The organism is Streptomyces sp. NPDC093546 (genome assembly GCF_044765045.1).
Lineage (GTDB): Bacteria > Actinomycetota > Actinomycetes > Streptomycetales > Streptomycetaceae > Streptomyces.
This window is the reverse complement of record NZ_JBIWJG010000002.1, coordinates 464,639-481,258: the sequence shown is the minus strand read 5'-3', so window position 1 is coordinate 481,258 and position 16,620 is coordinate 464,639. Positions and strand designations below refer to the sequence as shown.

Annotated in this window: 16 protein-coding genes; 2 read left to right on the top strand and 14 right to left on the bottom strand. The window is 73.3% G+C overall.

Translation table 11 applies throughout. The features are described from left to right. Positions 1-25: 25 nt before the first annotated feature. The gene (locus tag ACIRNI_RS05345) at positions 26-916 is read left to right on the top strand and encodes an ATP-binding cassette domain-containing protein (RefSeq protein ID WP_403548496.1); all 891 of its coding nucleotides are present in this window, start codon (positions 26-28) and stop codon (positions 914-916) included. Further along, complete coding sequence (locus ACIRNI_RS05340) at positions 913-2,472, top strand: ABC transporter permease (RefSeq protein ID WP_403548494.1); 1,560 nt, start codon at positions 913-915, stop codon at positions 2,470-2,472. Before ACIRNI_RS05345 ends, ACIRNI_RS05340 begins: the two co-directional genes overlap by 4 nt. Positions 2,473-2,476: 4 nt before the next feature. On the opposite strand, the gene ACIRNI_RS05335 is transcribed toward ACIRNI_RS05340, so the two are convergent. The 14 genes from ACIRNI_RS05335 to ACIRNI_RS05270 all read right to left on the bottom strand — a co-directional run bounded on the left by ACIRNI_RS05335 (position 2,477) and on the right by ACIRNI_RS05270 (position 16,229). Then, the gene (locus ACIRNI_RS05335) at positions 2,477-3,676 is read right to left on the bottom strand and encodes a cytochrome P450 (protein WP_403548492.1); all 1,200 of its coding nucleotides are present in this window, start codon (positions 3,674-3,676) and stop codon (positions 2,477-2,479) included. Positions 3,677-3,696: 20 nt separating this feature from the next. Beyond that, positions 3,697-4,356, bottom strand: coding sequence for a response regulator (locus ACIRNI_RS05330; RefSeq protein ID WP_403548490.1), 660 nt, complete (start codon positions 4,354-4,356; stop codon positions 3,697-3,699). Beyond that, positions 4,353-5,597, bottom strand: a complete 1,245-nt coding sequence (locus ACIRNI_RS05325; protein ID WP_403548830.1) for a sensor histidine kinase — start codon at positions 5,595-5,597, stop codon at positions 4,353-4,355. The genes ACIRNI_RS05330 and ACIRNI_RS05325 overlap by 4 nt, the downstream gene beginning before the upstream one ends. Before the next feature lie 138 nt (positions 5,598-5,735). After that, on the bottom strand, positions 5,736-6,611 hold the full coding sequence (locus tag ACIRNI_RS05320) for an alpha/beta hydrolase family protein (protein WP_403548488.1): 876 nt from the start codon (positions 6,609-6,611) through the stop codon (positions 5,736-5,738). Positions 6,612-6,701: 90 nt separating this feature from the next. Next, complete coding sequence (gene kynU / locus ACIRNI_RS05315; RefSeq protein WP_403548487.1) at positions 6,702-7,898, bottom strand: kynureninase; 1,197 nt, start codon at positions 7,896-7,898, stop codon at positions 6,702-6,704. Beyond that, positions 7,891-8,736, bottom strand: coding sequence for a tryptophan 2,3-dioxygenase (gene kynA / locus ACIRNI_RS05310; RefSeq protein WP_403548485.1), 846 nt, complete (start codon positions 8,734-8,736; stop codon positions 7,891-7,893). The genes kynU and kynA overlap by 8 nt, the downstream gene beginning before the upstream one ends. A 280-nt stretch (positions 8,737-9,016) precedes the next feature. Further along, positions 9,017-9,994 carry a DUF3152 domain-containing protein gene (locus ACIRNI_RS05305; RefSeq protein ID WP_403548483.1) on the bottom strand — a complete coding sequence of 326 codons (978 nt, stop codon included), beginning with the start codon at positions 9,992-9,994 and terminating at the stop codon, positions 9,017-9,019. 134 nt (positions 9,995-10,128) lie between these two features. Then, complete coding sequence (locus ACIRNI_RS05300; protein ID WP_403548482.1) at positions 10,129-10,542, bottom strand: DUF3151 domain-containing protein; 414 nt, start codon at positions 10,540-10,542, stop codon at positions 10,129-10,131. A gap of 65 nt (positions 10,543-10,607) precedes the next feature. After that, the gene (fbaA, locus tag ACIRNI_RS05295) at positions 10,608-11,630 is read right to left on the bottom strand and encodes a class II fructose-bisphosphate aldolase (protein ID WP_403548480.1); all 1,023 of its coding nucleotides are present in this window, start codon (positions 11,628-11,630) and stop codon (positions 10,608-10,610) included. Between the two features lie 194 nt (positions 11,631-11,824). After that, positions 11,825-12,373, bottom strand: coding sequence for an orotate phosphoribosyltransferase (gene pyrE, locus ACIRNI_RS05290; protein ID WP_355359927.1), 549 nt, complete (start codon positions 12,371-12,373; stop codon positions 11,825-11,827). Positions 12,374-12,407: 34 nt separating this feature from the next. Next, positions 12,408-13,214, bottom strand: coding sequence for an aldose 1-epimerase (locus ACIRNI_RS05285; RefSeq protein WP_403548478.1), 807 nt, complete (start codon positions 13,212-13,214; stop codon positions 12,408-12,410). Between the two features lie 19 nt (positions 13,215-13,233). Then, a complete protein-coding gene (locus ACIRNI_RS05280) occupies positions 13,234-14,040 on the bottom strand; it encodes an SRPBCC family protein (RefSeq protein WP_403548476.1) in 807 nt (268 codons plus the stop codon). Between the two features lie 33 nt (positions 14,041-14,073). Continuing rightward, positions 14,074-15,657, bottom strand: a complete 1,584-nt coding sequence (locus ACIRNI_RS05275; RefSeq protein ID WP_403548474.1) for a polyamine aminopropyltransferase — start codon at positions 15,655-15,657, stop codon at positions 14,074-14,076. Positions 15,658-15,710: 53 nt separating this feature from the next. Continuing rightward, the gene (locus tag ACIRNI_RS05270; protein WP_403548472.1) at positions 15,711-16,229 is read right to left on the bottom strand and encodes a DUF2617 family protein; all 519 of its coding nucleotides are present in this window, start codon (positions 16,227-16,229) and stop codon (positions 15,711-15,713) included. Between the last annotated feature and the right edge of the window lie 391 nt (positions 16,230-16,620).

Genomic DNA, 16,620 nt, shown 5'->3' with positions numbered 1-16,620 from the left:
GTGAAACTACCGTATGTTCCGAAGCATGATGAACGCCATCACCGTCTCCGGACTCCAGAAGTCGTTCGGGCGGACGCACGCACTGGACGGCCTCGATCTGACCGTCAGGGCCGGCGAGGTCCACGGCTTCCTCGGCCCCAACGGCGCCGGCAAGTCCACCACCCTCCGCGTCCTGCTGGGCCTGCTGCGCGCCGACTCCGGTACCGCCCGGCTCCTCGGCCGCGACCCCTGGCGCGATGCCGTCGCACTGCACCGGCGGGTGGCGTACGTCCCCGGTGACGTGGCCCTGTGGCGCAACCTCTCCGGCGGCGAGGTCATCGACCTGTACGGCAGGCTCCGCGGCGGTCTCGACAAGGCACGGCGTACCGAGCTCATCGAGCGGTTCGAGCTGGATCCGACGAAGAAGGGGCGTACGTACTCCAAGGGCAACCGCCAGAAGGTCGCCCTCGTCGCGGCTTTCGCGTCGGACGTGGACCTGCTGATCCTGGACGAGCCCACGAGCGGTCTCGACCCGCTGATGGAGGAGGTCTTCCAACGGTGCGTCGCCGAGCAGCGGGAGCGCGGCCGGACGGTCCTGCTGTCCTCCCACATCCTCAGCGAGGTGGAAAGCCTCTGCGACCGCGTCAGCATCATCCGCAAAGGCCGCACCGTGGAGACCGGTTCCCTCGCCGAGCTCCGCCACCTCACCCGTACCAGCGTCACGGCCGAGCTCGCCGGACCGCCCAACGGCCTCGCGCACCTGCCCGGCGTCCACGACCTCGACGTCCAGGGCAACCGCGTCACGCTCCAGGTGGAGAGCGACCGGCTGGACGCGCTGCTCAGGGCCCTGACCGAGAGCGGAGTGCGGTCCCTGACCAGCACCCCGCCCACCCTGGAGGAGCTGTTCCTCCGGCACTACGAGGGAGCCGCACGATGACCGCCTTCACCGGGACGGGGGCCCTCACCCGGCTCGCACTGCGCCGCGACCGACTGATGCTGCCGCTGTGGGCCGTGGTCGTCGGCGGCATGGTCGCGAGCGGTGCCGGATCGCTGGAGGCCCTGTACGACACGCCCGCGAAGCGCGCCGACCTCGCCGCGTCGATGACCGCCAACAGCTCGATGCGCTCGCTGTACGGGCCGGTGTTCGGCGACTCGACCGGCGCGCTGGTCGCCTGGCGGTTCGCCACGTTCGCGGCGGTGCTGGCCGCCGTGATGAGCCTGGTCATCGTCGTACGGCACACACGGGAGGAGGAGGAGACGGGCCGTCAGGAGATGCTGTCGTCCGCCCGGGTGGGCCGCCGGGCGCCGCTGACCGCCGCGCTGCTCACCGCCCTCACCGCCAACGCCGCCGTCGCCCTCTTCATCACCGCCGGACTGTCCGGCGAGGGCGCGGCCGGGGCGCTCGCGCTCGGCCTCGCGGTCGGCGGGACCGGCATGGTCTTCGCCACCATGGCCGCGATCGTCGCGCAGTTCACCGAAAGCACCAGGCTCGCCAAGGGGATGACGGCCGCGCTCCTGGGCCTCGCCTTCGTACTGCGCGCGGCCGGTGACGCCGGTGACTCGCGCGCGCTGACCTGGGCCTCTCCCATCGGCTGGGCGCAGAACGTACGCGCCTTCGCCGGCGAGCGCTGGTGGGTGCTGCTGCTGATGGCGGCGGCGGTCGCCGCCCAGGGCGGGGTGGCATACGCGCTCGCCGACCGCCGCGGCGTCGGCATGAGCTTCCTGCCCACCCGCCCCGGTCCGGCGGAGGGCCGCATCGCCAAGGCGGGCGGCCTGGCGTGGCGGCTCCAGCGTGGCGGCCTCCTCGGCTGGACGGTCGGCTTCCTCATCGCGGGCGTCGTCTTCGGCGGCATGGTCGAGGGCGCGAGCGACCTGGTGGGCGACAACGAGCAGGCCCAGCGGATCTTCGCGCGCATGGGCGGGCAGTCCGGACTGGAGAACGCCTTCCTCGCCACCTTGGTTGGCCTCTTCGGGATGGTCGCGGCCCTGTACGTCGTCGGCTCGGTGCTCCGGCTGCACGGGGAGGAGACCTCTCAGCGCGCCGAACCGGTCCTGGCGAACGCCGTCGGCAGGCTGCGCTGGGCGGCGGGCCACCTGGTCATCGCCTTCGGTGGCGCGGCAGCGCTGACGGTCGCGGCGGCGGCCGGGCTGTCCCTCGCGTACGGCAAGGACGGCGGCCCGATCCTGGGCGCCGCGCTCGCCCAGCTTCCGGCGGTCTGGGTGCTCGGCGGTCTGACGGTGCTGCTGCACGGCGTGCTGCCGAACGCGGCTCCGGCGGCGTGGGGGGTGGCGGGACTGTGCCTGGCCCTGGGCTGGATCGGCCCGGCGCTGGACCTGCCCCAGGCGGCGCTGCACTTGTCGCCGTACGGTCACCTGCCGAAGCTGCCCGGCGCCGAGATGGCCTGGGCGCCGGTGCTGGTGCTGACCGGCCTGGCGGCGGCCCTGGTGGCGGCCGGCCTGGCGGGGCTGCGGCGCCGGGACGTACTGGCGTAGGGCCTCAAACCTCCACCAGCAGCCCGTTCAGCCCCCGGATCACGAAGTGCGAACCCCGCTCCGGTGCCTTCGCGAGCCGCAGCGTCGGCGCGCGCTCCAGCAGGGCCGCCAGCGACGCGGCCAGCTCGACGCGGGCCAGCGGGGCGCCGAGGCAGTAGTGGATGCCCGCGCCGAAGGAGACGTGGGGGTTGTCCCGGCGGGACAGGTCCAGCGTGTCGGGGTGGTCGAAGGCGGCCGGATCGCGGTTGGCGGAGCCGAAGAGCAGGGCGACCTCGGAGCCGCGCGGGATGGTGGTGCCGTCGATCTCGATGTCGTCCAGCACCCAGCGCTCGAAGAGCTGGAGCGGGGTGTCGTAGCGGAGAAGTTCCTCCACAGCTGTGGACAACTCGACCTCACCCGCCCGCAGGGCCGCGAGCTGCTCGGGGTGGCGGAAGAGGGCCCACCAGCCGTTCACGGTGGTGTTGACCGTCGCCTCGTGGCCCGCGTTCAGCAGCAGCACGCACGTGGAGACCATCTCCTGCTCGCTGAGCCGGTCGCCCTCCTCGTACGCGGCGACCAGCGCGCTGATCAGGTCCTCGCCCGGCGCCGTACGCCGCTCGGCGATCAGGCCCCGCAGGTACGCGGAGAACTCGACCGACGCCGCGACGGCCGCCCGCGCCGTCTCCTCCGACGGGTTCAGCTCGAACATCCCGCAGATCGCCGCCGACCACGGCCGCAGCAGCCCCCGGTCCGACTCCGGGATGCCGAGCATCTCCGCGATGACCGCGACCGGCAGCGGCTCGGCGACGGCGGTCAGCAGGTCTCCCCCGCCCTCCGCCACCAGGGCGTCCACCAGCTCGCCCGCGAGCCGGTCGACGTACGGCCGCAGCCGCTCCACCGTCCGCGGCGTGAACGCCTTCGACACCAGCCGCCGGATCCGCGTGTGGTCCGGCGGCTCCAGGTCCAGCATCCCGTGGTCGTTGAGGGTGTGGAACGGCTCGTGCGCGGCCGGGGGCGGCGTGCGGCCGAAGTCCGCGTCCGTGAAGCGGTGCCGGTACGTCCGCCCCAGCCGCCGGTCCCGCAGCAGGGCCGCGACATCGGCGTGACGGGGCACCAGCCACTGCCGCGTCGGCTCGAAGAAGTGCGCCCGGCCACGGGCGCGCAGCTCCGCGTAGGCGGGGTAGGGGTCGGCGACGAACTGCGGGGACCACGGGTCGAAGTCCATGCGCCGACCTTACGCACGGCTCAGCTCGGCGTCACCAGCCGCGCTTCGTACGCGAACACCGCCGCCTGCGTCCGGTCCCGCAGCCCCAGCTTTACCAGGATCCGGCTCACATGCGTCTTGATCGTGGACTCGGCGACGACGAGACGGGACGCGATCTCGGCGTTCGACAGGCCCTGCGCGATCAGCACCAGCACCTCCGTCTCGCGCTCGGTCAGGTCGCCGACCTGCGCCGACGCCGGCGCCCGCAGCGGCTCGGCCCGCTGTGCGAACTCGGTGATCAACCGCTTGGTGACGGTCGGCGCCAGCAGCGCCTCGCCCGCCGCCACGACCCGTACGCCGTCCGCCAGCTGCCGCGCCGAGGCGTCCTTCAGCAGGAAGCCGGACGCTCCGGCGCGCAGCGCCTGGTACACGTACTCGTCCAGGTCGAAGGTGGTCAGCACCAGCACCTTCGCGTCGCCGTCCGCCGCGACGATCTCGCGGGTGGCGTCGATGCCGTTCATCTCCGGCATGCGGATGTCCATCAGGACGACGTCCGGGCGCAGCTCCGCGACCCGCGCGACGGCCTCGCGGCCGTTGACGGCCTCGCCCGCGACCTCGATGCCGGGCATGGCGTTCAGCAGGACGGAGAAGCCCTCGCGGACCATCATCTGGTCGTCGACGATCAGTACGCGGATGGTCATGCCGGATCCTTCACCGCGGGCACCGGCAGGAACACCGCGACCTCGTAGCCGCCGTCGTCCGTCGCCCCGGCGGTCATCTCGCCGTCCAGCATCGCCACCCGCTCCCTCATGCCCGTGATCCCGTGCCCCGCTCCGGGGGAGGGCTTGACCAGGCCCTTCGCCGGGCCGTTGACGATTCTGAGGCCCAAGCCGCCGAGGACGTACGCCACCTCCACCTTCGCCGCCGCGCCCGGCGCGTGCCGCAGCACGTTGCTGAGCGCCTCCTGCACGATCCGGTACGCGGAGAGCTCCACGCCCTGCGGCAGCTCCCGCACCGCGCCGGTCACCGCCGACTCGACGACGAGGCCCGCCTCGCGGACGTTGGCGACCAGCCCGCCGAGATCGGCGAGGGTCGGCTGCGGGGCGTCCGGGGCCTCGTAGTCCTGGGCCCGTACGACACCGAGGACGCGGCGCAGCTCGGTCAGCGCGGCGACTGCGTTCTCGCGGATCGTCGCGAACGCCTGCTCCAGCTCGGGCGGCGGGTTCTCCACCCGGTAGGGCGCGGCCTCCGCCTGGATGGCGACGACCGACATGTGGTGGGCGACCACGTCGTGCAGCTCGCGGGCGATGGTGGTGCGCTCCTCCAGCAGGGTGCGCATGGACCGCTCCCGCTCGGTGACGGTCTGCTGGGCGGTGATCTCCTGCCGGGCCTCGCGGCGGGTGTGCAGCACGGCGACGACCAGCAGGACGAGGGCGGACATGACCATCATGGGCGCGGTCTGGTTGCCGCCGCCGTGGCTGAGGACGGCCTCGCAGAAGAACCCGTAGATCCCGGTCAGCGCCCACATCCACACGGCGGCGCGCGGGCGGGTCCGGGCCGCCGCCACGGTCAGCACGACGAGGTGCGCGCCGAAACTGGTGGGGGCCCAGGGCCAGCCGTCCCAGAAGCCGGAGAGGACGCTGACGAACGGGGCGGTCAGCAGCGACAGCCAGAAGGCGGCGACCGGCCGGACGAGCGTCAGCAGGACGGCGGCGGCCGGGACGAGCCCGGTGACCGGCTGGCCGTCCGTGTACCCGAGGCCGAGGACCACCAGGGCGGCCCCGACCACGAGGGCGTGCGGGAACCACGCGAGGTAGCCGCGTATCAGGCGCGGCAGCCGCCTGGTCACCGGTCCGTCCGTCCCCATCGGGGGGAGCAGCCGGTAGGCCAGGGCGTCGTCGAGGAGCTCACGGCGCAGGCCCTGGAGCAGGCCGTGCGCCATCCGGTACTCCGGGCTGCGGGTCTTGGTGTCGGTCACGCCGTCCACCGTAGGCGCGCGCCCGGCAGGCGGTCGTCCCCTTCGGTGCGGATCCTTCCGGGTCCGTCCCAGGTACTACGGCCGGGTACCAAGGGGTCCTCCTCACCAGGCCAGCTGGGCGATCTCCTCCGCCACCACCGCGCACGCGTCCGCCGCCGGGTCGATCAGCGGGAAGTGGCCCACGCCGTCCAGCAGCGTCAGCCCGACCATCTCGCCCGCCCTGGCCGCCGCGTCCACGTACGCCTCGGCGACGGCCTGCGGGACGACGGTGTCGTCGCGGCCCTGCACCACGGCCGTGGCGATGCCCGTCGGCAGCAGGGCCGCCGGGTCGGCCACAGCCGCCCGCTCCTTGAACTCCGCCTCGCCGCCGAGCAGCTGGGACACCGCGCCGCCGCAGACGTCCAGCTCCACCGCGCGCTCGAAGTGCGCGATGGGCGCGAGGGCCACGACGCCGCGCAGCTCGGGCGGCGCGTCGAGGCGCCAGGGCGAACCGGCGGGCAGGACGTGCCGGGCGGCCGCCCACAGCGCCAGGTGGCCGCCCGCCGAGTGCCCGGTGACGACCGTGCGCCGCGGGTCGGCCTGCGGCAGGTGGGTCCGTACGAGCCCGGGCAGGGCGTCGAGCGCGGCGGCCACGTCGTCGAAGGTCTCCGGCCACCGCCCGGCGACCGGGCCGTTGCCCCGGGGCGCGGGGATCTCGCCGCCCCGGCGGTACTCGACGTTGGCGACGGCGAAACCGCGGCGCGCCAGGAAGTCCGCGAAGGGCGTGACGTGGCGGCGGTCGTACGGAGCCCGCCACGCCCCGCCGTGCAGCACGACGACGAGCGGCGCGCACTCACCCTGGCGCGGGGCGTAGAAGTCCACGACCTGGTCCGGGTGGTCACCGTACGCGGCGGTGGAGTCCGGGTCGACGGCCGGATGCGACAGGGCCGACGCCTCCTCGGCGGCGTCGCGAGCGGCGCGTGCGGCAGGGTCGGGCATGGTTGCTCAACCTTTCGGTGACGGGGCCGAATTGGCCTGACCTGCGGGGACGGTACCAGGACTGGCGCCCCCGCAGATCAGGGCCGAACATCAGCCCGTACGCTCCGAAAGAACGTCCGCGAGCACGCGCGCCGCCCGCTCGGTGTCGGCGAACCCGACGTACAACGGCGTGAAGCCGAATCGCAGCACGTCAGGGCGGCGCAGGTCGCCGACGATGCCCCGGGCGATGAGCTCCTTCATCACGGCGGGGGCGTCCGGGCAGCGGAACGCGACCTGGCTGCCGCGCTCGGCGTGCGCCTCGGGCGTCACGGACGTGAGCCGGCCCTCGGGGACGTACGCGCGCACGCACTCCAGGAAGAAGTCCGTCAGCGCGAGACTCTTGGCCCGTACGGCCTCGATGGACACCCCGTCCCACACGTCCAGCGCCGCCTCCAGCGCCAGCATGGAGAGGATGTCGGGCGTGCCGACGCGCCCGCGCACCGCGCCCTCGGCCGCCGCGTAGCGCGGCTCCATGGCGAAGGGGTCGGCGTGCGAGGTCCAGCCGGGCAGCGGGGAGTCGAAGCGCGGCTGGTGGCGCTCGGCGACGTACAGGTACGCGGGCGCGCCGGGGCCGCCGTTGAGGTACTTGTACGTGCAGCCGACGGCGAGGTCCACGCCGTGCGCGTCCAGGCCGACGGGGAGCGCGCCCGCGCTGTGGCACAGGTCCCACACGGCGAGGGCGCCGGCGGCGTGGATCGCCGCCGTCGTGCCGGGCAGGTCGTGGAGGCGTCCGGTGCGGTAGTCGACGTGGTTGACCAGTACGGCGGCGGTCCGCGGGCCGACGGCGGCCGGCACGTCACCGGGCGCGACCGGCACCAGCCGCTTGCCGGTCATACGGGCGGCCGACTCGGCGAGGTAGCCGTCCGTGGGGAACGTCGTCGCGTCGACCAGGATCTCGTCGCGGTCCTCGTCGGCCAGCCGTACGGCTCCGACCAGCGCCTTGAAGACGTTGACGCTCGTCGAGTCGCCGACCACCACCTGGCCGGGCCCCGCGCCGACGAGGGGCGCGATCCGGTCGCCGATCCGCTCGGGCGCGGTCCACCAGCCGCTCTCGTCCCACGAGCGGATGCGCAGCTCGCCCCACTGGCGGTTGATGACGTCGGCCACGCGGTCGGGCACATGGCGGGGCAGCGCGCCGAGCGAGTTGCCGTCGAGGTAGACACCGCCGTCGAGCGCGAACAGCTCGCGATGCTTGGCCAGTTCGTCCTTGGCGTCCAGCAGGGACGCCCGGTTCCGGAGTTCAGACATGACTGCGCGCCGTCCACAGCTCGGGGAACACGTTCTTGCGGGCCCGCTTCTCCAGCCAGGCCACCCCGGCGGAGCCGCCCGTGCCCGTCTTGGAGCCCATCGCGCGGCGCGTGGCCACGAGATGGTCGTTGCGCCACCGCCACACCAGCTCGGCGACGTCCGTCAACGCCTCGCCGAGGCGTACCAGTTCGCCGTTCTGGTCGGGGTCGGCGTAGACGCTCGCCCAGATCTCCTCCACGGCCGGCGACGGCTCGTACCTCTGCGACAGGTCGCGGTCGAGGACCTCCGCCGGCACCGGCAGGCCGCGCCGCGCGAGGAGCCGCAGCACCTCGTCGTACAGGCTCGGCTCGTACAGCGCCTTCTCCAGCTCGGCGTGGACGCGCGGCGCGCCGCGGTGCGGCACCAGCATCGACGCGGACTTCTCACCGAGCAGGAACTCCAGCCGCCGGTACATCGCCGACTGGAAGCCGGAGCCCTCGCCGAGGGCGCTGCGGTAGGAGTTGAACTGCGCGGGGGTCAGCTGGGCGAGCGGCGTCCAGGAGGCGTTCAGCGCCTCCAGCTCGCGCACGGAGCGCTTCAGCGCGTCCATCGCGACGGGGATGCGGTCCTCGCGCAGGGCGCGGCTCGCGGTCTCCCACTCGTGGACGATGACGGTGAACCACAGCTCCATGACCTGGGTGGTGACCAGGAAGACCATCTCTCCCGGATCGTCCGAGAGAGGATGCTGGAGGTGGGTGAGGACGTCCGCCTGGACGTAGTCCTCGTACGGCGTCGTGCCTGCGAAGTCGAGGTTCGGGGTGTCCGAACCGGCCGCGGAGGCGTCGGGGGAAGTAGACATCGCTGTCTCCATCAATGCGTGCTACCGGGTAGCGGTCTGCCCCCCTTTTGGGCGCTCGGTTCGCCTTCGGGGCGCTCAAGCGTGCGTCGACGGTCGATCGTGCTCGGTCGCTCGTACCTCGCGACCTCCGCGCGTTCTCCCTTTCGACGCCCGCGCGCCCCTTTGGCTCACTCGCGAGTGTCCCGGCAGGTAGGGCCCCGGTCCCCTCGGGATCGCACACGCGTGCGCCTGCACGGTGTCTGTGTGCGACCCCAGTCGCATCATGACACGACCGGCTTCCTCACACGATCGGCCCCGTGAGGTACCGGCCGTCCTCGGCGTACGGCCAGGCGTTGGAGACGCAGCCGTCCAGGCCCTTGATCTGCTGCATCATCACCGGGGCGGGCTGCCCGGGGCCCGGGCAGCCCATGTGCTGCCGGATGCCTATCTCGTGCCCGATCTCGTGGTTGATGATCAGGTGCCGGTACTCGGCAGGGGTACCGGCGAAGGTGGGCGAGCCGAGCATCCAGCGCTTGAGGTTCACGACGACGCCGTCGACGGTCTCGCAGTTCAGCTCGCCGCCCGTGTCGAGCCCCTGCGCCCCGCACAGCGCGTCGGCGGTGTCGGGGGTGGCGATCCGGATGACGAAGTCGGCGTCCTCCGTCACCAGCTGGAAGGAGCCGCGGCCGTGCGCGGCCCAGCCCCGCGGGTGCGCGAGGATCCGCTCGATCTCCTCGGCGGCCTGGGCGGCGGAGATCTCCAGGCCGCCGACGCCGTCGATGCCGTCCTCGACCTGGACGCGGTAGCGGCGCAGCGGGCCGGTGCCGACCTTGTCGCCGCCGGTGCGGGCGGTGGTGAAGGTCCCGGCGCCGGAGGACGGCACGGAGGACGGCACCGCGGCCGGGGTCTGCGCCGGGGGCCGGTCCTTCCCGGGCTGCGGGGCGCGGGGCGAGGCGCTGCGGCTCGCGCGCGGCGAGGCGGCGGACCGGTCGGGCGACGCGCCCGGCGGCACCGGCTCCTCCAGCGGACTGCCGACGGGCGGCGCGAGGGGGCTGCCGGCGTTTCCGGGGCGGCCCACTGCGGTCGACTCGTCCGTGCCGCCGTCCCGCCACTGCGCGACGGCGGCGGCGCCGCCGAGGCAGAGGGTCACCAGGCCGAGGACGAGCAGCACCCTCGGGACGGCGGAACCGCGGGCCGCACGACGGGTGCCGCCGCGCCGTCTGCCGCCGCCGCCCTTGCGGCGACGGCCTCCTGTGGGTGCGGCGGCACGTTTGCCCACGAGTGATCTTCCCCCCGGTGATTCGCTGGCTTGTGCGATCGTACCGGGCGGTAGACGGCTGGGCGGGGCCCGTCGTGGAGGCGGGCCACGCTGTCAAGGCGGGCCGCGCCTTCGGGGCGGGTCAGCCGAGGATGTCAGCCGAGGGTGTCGGCCGCGAGGGGCGAGGAGTCGCGCAGGAACGTCGAGCAGCGCTCGTACTCCTGCTGCTCGCCGATCGCCTGCGCGGCGCGCGCCAGGGCGTGCAGGGCCCGCAGGAAGCCCCGGTTCGGCTCGTGCTCCCACGGCACCGGGCCGTGGCCCTTCCAGCCGTTGCGGCGGAGGGCGTCCAGGCCGCGGTGGTACCCGGTCCTGGCGTACGCGTACGACTCCACGACCCGGCCGGCCTGGAACGCGTCATCGGCGAGCTGGGCCCACGCCAGCGAGGACGACGGGTACTTGGCGGCGACGTCGGAGGGCGCGGCACCGGAGGCCAGCAGCTCGCGCGGCTCGGGGTCGTCGGGCAGGTGCGTGGGGGGCGGACCGCCCAGCAGGTTCTCGTGAAGGGACATGCCCCTAGTGTCACAGGCCCGGCACCGCGGGAGCGATGCCGGGCCTGTGTCGGACGATCAGGTCGTTACTTCAGCTTGGTGCCGGTGGAGCGCAGCGCCGCGCACGCCTCGGTGACGCGCGTGGCCATGCCCGCCTCGGCCAGCTTGCCCCAGGTGCGCGGGTCGTAGGTCTTCTTGGAGCCGACCTCGCCGTCGACCTTCAGCACGCCGTCGTAGTTCTTGAACATGTGGTCCGCGACCGGACGGGTGAAGGCGTACTGGGTGTCCGTGTCGATGTTCATCTTCACGACGCCGTTCTCCAGCGCGGTGGAGATCTCCTCCTGCGTGGAGCCGGAGCCGCCGTGGAAGACGAAGTCGAAGGGGTTAGCCTTGCCGAAGCGCTCGGCGACACCCTGCTGGAGGTCCTTGAGCAGCTCGGGGCGGAGCACGACGTTGCCCGGCTTGTAGACGCCGTGGACGTTGCCGAAGGAGGCGGCCAGCAGGTAGCGGCCCTTCTCGCCCAGGCCGAGCGCCTCGGCGGTGCGGATGGCGTCGTCGACGGTGGTGTACAGCTCGTCGTTGATCTCGTGGGTGACGCCGTCCTCCTCGCCGCCGGTCGGGGTGATCTCGACCTCGAGGATGATCTTGGCGGCGGCGGCCTGCGCGAGCAGCTCCTGGCCGATGGCCAGGTTGTCGGCGAGGGTCTCGGCGGAGCCGTCCCACATGTGCGACTGGAACAGCGGGTTCTCACCCTTGGCGACGCGCTCGGCGGACAGGGCGAGCAGCGGACGCACGTAGCCGTCCAGCTTGTCCTTCGGGCAGTGGTCGGTGTGGAGCGCGACGGTGATGTCGTACTTCGCGGCGACGATGTGCGCGAACTCGGCCAGGGCGACCGCGCCCGTGACCATGTCCTTGCTGTACTGGCCGCCCAGGAACTCCGCACCACCGGTCGAGATCTGGATGATGCCGTCGCTCTCCGCCTCCGCGAAGCCCCGCAGGGCCGCGTGCAGAGTCTGCGACGAGGTGACGTTGATGGCCGGGTAGGCGAACTTGCCTGCCTTCGCCCGGTCGAGCATCTCGGTGTAGACCTCGGGGGTTGCGATGGGCATCTGTCCGCTCCTTGTGATGTGCGGTTGCGTTCGTTGCTATCCCTGACCTGGGGGCGACGTCATCGTCGCACTCATCATCCCAGACGGGGGCCCGGGCTCCACCGGCGCGTGCCAAGAGGGGCGGTCCGTTTCACGTGAAACGGACCGCCCCTCGGCAACACCGCAGGTCAGATACGTCAGCTCTGTCAGGCCCGTCAGGCGAGACCGAGCTCGTCGAGGGCGTACGCGTAGAGGTACGGCACACCCGCCGTCTCGCTGATCTTCTCCGCCGCGCCCGTGGCCCGGTCGACGATCGTCGCCACGGCGACGACCTCCGCGCCCGCCTCGCGGACCGCCTCGACGGCGGTCAGCGGCGAACCGCCGGTGGTGGAGGTGTCCTCCACCACGAGGACGCGGCGGCCCTTGATGTCCGGGCCCTCCACACGGCGCTGCATGCCGTGCGCCTTGGCGGCCTTGCGGACGACGAAGGCGTCGAGCTGCCGGCCGCGCGCGGCGGAGGCGTGCAGCATCGAGGTGGCGACCGGGTCGGCGCCGAGGGTGAGGCCGCCCACCGCGTCGTAGTCGAGGTCGGCGGTCAGATCGAGCATGACCTGACCCACGAGCGGTGCGGCAGCGCCGTCCAGGGTGATACGGCGCAGGTCGACGTAGTAGTCGGCCTCCAGACCCGAGGAGAGGGTCACCTTGCCGTGCACCACGGCCTTGTCCTTGATCTGCTGCAGCAGCTCGGCACGTACGTCAGTCATGCCCACGAGCTTAGGCGGTGCCAGTGCGAGCCGCTCACAGCCGCCGCCACGCCCAGGTGGACTCGATCTCCAGCGGCTCGATGGGCGTGACCAGGCGCGGGTGGGTGTTGAGGCCGTTGGGCGGGCCCGACTGGGGCTCCACGCAGACGGCTTCGGCCTGCTCGTCGTAGACGACCACCCACTCGGCGCGGCTGGTGACCTTGAGCTCCAGGCGCCCGGGCCAGGTGAGGGTGACGTCCACGCCGTCGGGCATGCCGAAGCAGTCGTCCCAGGGGCCGGGCCGCGGGTCGATCCGGCGCCCGGTGGGCAGGTGGTCGTCCCCGCGCTCCTCCTGCCAGGCGGCGGTGAAGTCGATCCGTACGGGGCCGTCCTCACTGAGGACGCGGTTGAACCACGGGTGCCAGCCGGCCTGCGCCGGGAAGGAGTCGCCGTACGTCTCGATACCGAGGCGCAGGGTCAGCGCGTCCTCGGTCAGCTCGAAGGTCTGGGTGACCCGCCCCGGGTACGGCCACGGCTCGGCGAGGTCGTACGTGAACGCCGCCTCCGCCTTGTCGGCGCGTGCGGTGTGCCAGGCGGTGTCGCGACCGGTGCCGTGAATGGCGTGCGGGGGCGCGTTCAGGGGCAGCTGGTGGCGCGTCGCGCCGTTCAGGAACCGGCCGTTCGCGACCCGCCCGCACCACGGCACCATCGGGAAGGAACCGTACCGCTCGCCCTGCCGGAGCAGTTCCGTGCCGGCGATACGGAGGCTCTCGATACGGCACCCGTTGTCCGGGCGGACGGTCAACTCCGCGTCTCCGGCCACGAGCCGGACGCGCGCGCTCTCGGCGCTGCTACTGGTCACGTCAGTCACACCACCGACACTACTTCCGCCGGTTCCGGCGCCGCAGCGCGCGCCCGGCGACCACGGCGGACGCGAGCGCGAGCGCGGCGGCGGGGGCCAGCCACCGCAGGGTCGCGGTGGCCGACGCGGCCTCCGGACCCGGCGTGGGCGCGTAACGCCCGCGCGGCGGCGCGTGGTCGACCTCCTCGGCGCTGCGCCCGATCATGGTCCGCCGCGCGTGCGCGGCCTCGGCGGGGGGCTCGTCCGGCCCGAACGCGTCGTCGTCCTCGTCCGCCGGGGAGTCCAGGGCGGAGGGAGGCACGGGGGTGTCGTACAGCCGCGTCTCGGCACCCTCGTCGACCCCGTCGTCGTCGATGTCGTCCTCGTCCTCGTCCGGAGAGGCCGACCAGTCGGGGGCCGTGGCGGTGTTCGCCAGGGACTCGGCGAAACGGTCCAGCAGGCGGTGTGCCGTGGCGGCCGTCGCGTCGGCCGGGAGTTCCGCCAGGCGGCCGTCCGCCCGGAGGGTGGCGGTGACGGCGAGGGTCGTGCCGCCCTCGGCCTCCGCCGGACGTACCGTCATGGCCAGCTTCACCGAACCGGAGCCGCGCACCTCCGTGCCCTCGCCCTCGACGGCGTACGCGCCGTCCTCCTGCTCGGTGACGCGCAGGGTGCCGCGGTAGGTGATCGAGTGGCCGCCGGCGCGCACCTTGAGGCGGCCCGACAGCGGGCCGGCCGACGCGTCGGCGTCCTGTTGGAGCCCTGGGACGCAGCGGGCGACGCGGGCGGGGTCCGCCAGCACCTCGCGGACGGCTTGCACGGTGACCGGAACGAACACCTCATGCTCCATGGGAGCCGAGCCTACCGACGCCCGGCGCTCACGTCACTCGGCGTACCGCGGGTGTACCAGCGTGGAGGGCGGCAGCTCCCCCGCGGGGGCGGGCCCGCGGCAGTGCCCGGGCGGCGTGCCCGGCGAGGGCGGCGGACCGGACAACGCGGCGAGGAGGAACCCCCAGTCGCCCGGCGCCGCCCCGCCGCCCGTGGAGCGGTCGGGCCCGGCGGCGAAGCCGGAGCGCCTCCCCTCGGCGCAGTACGCCCGGGTCGCAAAGCCGGCCGCGCGCAGGGTGGCATCGACCGTCCAGTAGGTGCGCGGCCGGGACGCCGACGGCCCCGCGTGGACGCCGAGCCGCCCGCCGTCGTCGAGCACCCGCGCCGCCAGGCCGTAGAACTCCTGGGAGTACAGCTTGGTGGAGGCGGTGATGCCGGGGTCCGGCAGGTCCGACAGCACCACGTCATACGCCCCCGGCTCCGCCGCCTCGCGCAGCCAGCGGAACGCGTCGGCGTGCACCACCCGCACCCTCGGGTCGGCGTACGCGCGGTCGTTGAGCCGCGCGAGCGCCGGGTCCGTGCGGGCGAGGCGCACCACGCCGGGGTCCAGCTCGACCACCGTCACCGCCTCGACGTCGGCGTACCGCAGGACTTCGCGGAGCGCCAGTCCGTCGCCTCCGCCGAGGATCAGCACGCGCCCGTGCCGCCCGCGCATCGCCGGGTGGACCAGCGCCTCGTGGTAGCGCCGCTCGTCGTGCCCGCTGACGCGCAGCCGTCCGTCCAGGAACAGCTCCGGCGGCTCGTCGGCCCCGCCCGTGAGCACCACTTCCTGGACGCTCGTCTGGACGGCGACCCGCACCCGCTCGCCGTACACCGCCCGCCGCGCCGCCCCCTCGAAGTCGTCGACCTGGACGGCCGCGGTCGCCAGCACCCCCAGGACCACCACATTGGCGACGGCGAGGAGCCACCGCTCACGGCCCGTCAGGTCGCGTCCGAACAGCCACAGCACGAGCGCCCCGCCCGCGACCACGTTGACGGCCCCGGTGAGCAACGCACTTGTCAGCTGCCCCAGCCACGGCAGCAGGAGGAAGGGGAAGGCGAGCCCGCCGACGAGCGCTCCCACGTAGTCCGCGGCGAAGAGGTCCGCGACCGTGCCGCCCGGATCCTGCTCGGGGCGGTGCGAGATCCGCTGGATCAGCGTCATCAGCAGCGGTATCTCGGCGCCGATCAGCACGCCGATCGCGAGCGAGAACGCGACGAGCGCCTCCCGCGCCCCGCCCGCCCACGCGAACGCGGCGTACAGCACCAGCGCCGAGCAGCCGCCGACCAGCGCCAGCGCGGCCTCGACGAGACCGAAGCCGACCGCCGCGCGGCAGCGCAGCCGCTTCGCGAGCAGCGCCCCCACGCCCATCGCGAAGACCATCACGGACAGCACGACGGACGCCTGGGTGACCGAGTCCCCGATGAGATACGACGCGAGGGCGACCAGCTCCAGCTCGTACACCAGCCCGCAGGCGGCGCAGACGAAGACCGCGAACAGCACCAGGAACCGTCCCGCGCGCTGCCGCAGGGGCAGGGCCGCCGCGGCCCGCGCGGGCGGCGGCACGGTGGGGCGGGAGGCGGACGGCGCTTCGATCACTCCATAACGCTACGTCGCGCCCTGGTGACCACTTGTCACCCACACGGGTGGACTTACAGCGGTGCAGGCATACGGACGCCGACCCTCGTCCTGGTGACGACCAGCTGCCCCTCCTGCGGGTACGCGTGCCAGGTGCGCCACCGCACCTGGTCTTCGTGCCGCTGCGCCAGCATCGCCGTGAAGGCGTGCGGCGAGCCCGGGAACGTACCGGCGAGGCCGTGGGGGTGGTCCGCCACGAGCGCGAGCAGCTCCTGCGCGCGCCCGGCGAACGACCCCTCGGACAGCGTCTCGACGCGGGCGGCGAACTCGTACTCCCACGCGCCGATCCGCTCGGCCACGCCCAGCGGCAGCGGCGTGCTGCTGCCCGGCATGCAGGCCACGGTCTCCGAGCATCTGCCCCGCTCCTCCTCCAGCAGGACCTGGTGCGAGGCGCCGAGAAGTCTCAACTGGATCGTGGCGCCGCCGAGTTCGAGATCGAGCACGGCGAGGGCGGGCAGCGCCTCGCGCCCCAGCGCCCAGGCCAGGTCGTCGGCGCGCGTGTCGGTGTACGCGGTGTTGAGCGTCGTGAGCATGGGTCGTCTCCGCAAACACGGTTTGACGGGTGGACCGGGGGCGTCCCGGAAGGCTTCAGAGGGACCGGCACATCTCCGCCTCGGGGTCCACGCACGAGGTCCGAGAACTGGATGATTTCGACAGCGAGGGAATCACGAACTGCGAGTTGCTCACAGCGGTATTACCCAACTTGCCGTGGTTTCCATCCCTTAGAGGGCCTGACGGTTCAACTGTTCAACATAAATGGACCGGTAGACCCTACAAACGGCCAACGCGGGGAAGCCCGGCGCGAGTTGCGTGGCGCCGGGCTCCCTCTGTGGTGTCGCGGACCGGCTGCCCCGTGTCAGCCGCCTCCGCCACCGCATCCGCCCCCTCCGCCACCACCACCGCCGCAGGAGGAGCTGCCGCCAC

Bases quoted from the DNA above. Each gene is read 5' to 3' on its own strand.
- ACIRNI_RS05340 (WP_403548494.1), top strand. From the start codon at position 913: ATGACCGCCTTCACCGGGACGGGGGCCCTCACCCGGCTCGCACTGCGC.
- fbaA (WP_403548480.1), bottom strand. From the start codon at position 11,630: ATGCCCATCGCAACCCCCGAGGTCTACACCGAGATGCTCGACCGGGCG.
- ACIRNI_RS05325 (WP_403548830.1), bottom strand. From the start codon at position 5,597: ATGGCGCACGGCCTGCTCCAGGGCCTGCGCCGTGAGCTCCTCGACGAC.
- kynU (WP_403548487.1), bottom strand. From the start codon at position 7,898: ATGTCTGAACTCCGGAACCGGGCGTCCCTGCTGGACGCCAAGGACGAA.
- ACIRNI_RS05345 (WP_403548496.1), top strand. From the start codon at position 26: ATGATGAACGCCATCACCGTCTCCGGACTCCAGAAGTCGTTCGGGCGG.
- pyrE (WP_355359927.1), bottom strand. From the start codon at position 12,373: ATGACTGACGTACGTGCCGAGCTGCTGCAGCAGATCAAGGACAAGGCC.
- ACIRNI_RS05280 (WP_403548476.1), bottom strand. From the start codon at position 14,040: ATGGAGCATGAGGTGTTCGTTCCGGTCACCGTGCAAGCCGTCCGCGAG.
- ACIRNI_RS05270 (WP_403548472.1), bottom strand. From the start codon at position 16,229: ATGCTCACGACGCTCAACACCGCGTACACCGACACGCGCGCCGACGAC.
- kynA (WP_403548485.1), bottom strand. From the start codon at position 8,736: ATGTCTACTTCCCCCGACGCCTCCGCGGCCGGTTCGGACACCCCGAAC.
- ACIRNI_RS05300 (WP_403548482.1), bottom strand. From the start codon at position 10,542: ATGTCCCTTCACGAGAACCTGCTGGGCGGTCCGCCCCCCACGCACCTG.
- ACIRNI_RS05330 (WP_403548490.1), bottom strand. From the start codon at position 4,356: ATGACCATCCGCGTACTGATCGTCGACGACCAGATGATGGTCCGCGAG.
- ACIRNI_RS05320 (WP_403548488.1), bottom strand. From the start codon at position 6,611: ATGCCCGACCCTGCCGCACGCGCCGCTCGCGACGCCGCCGAGGAGGCG.
- ACIRNI_RS05335 (WP_403548492.1), bottom strand. From the start codon at position 3,676: ATGGACTTCGACCCGTGGTCCCCGCAGTTCGTCGCCGACCCCTACCCC.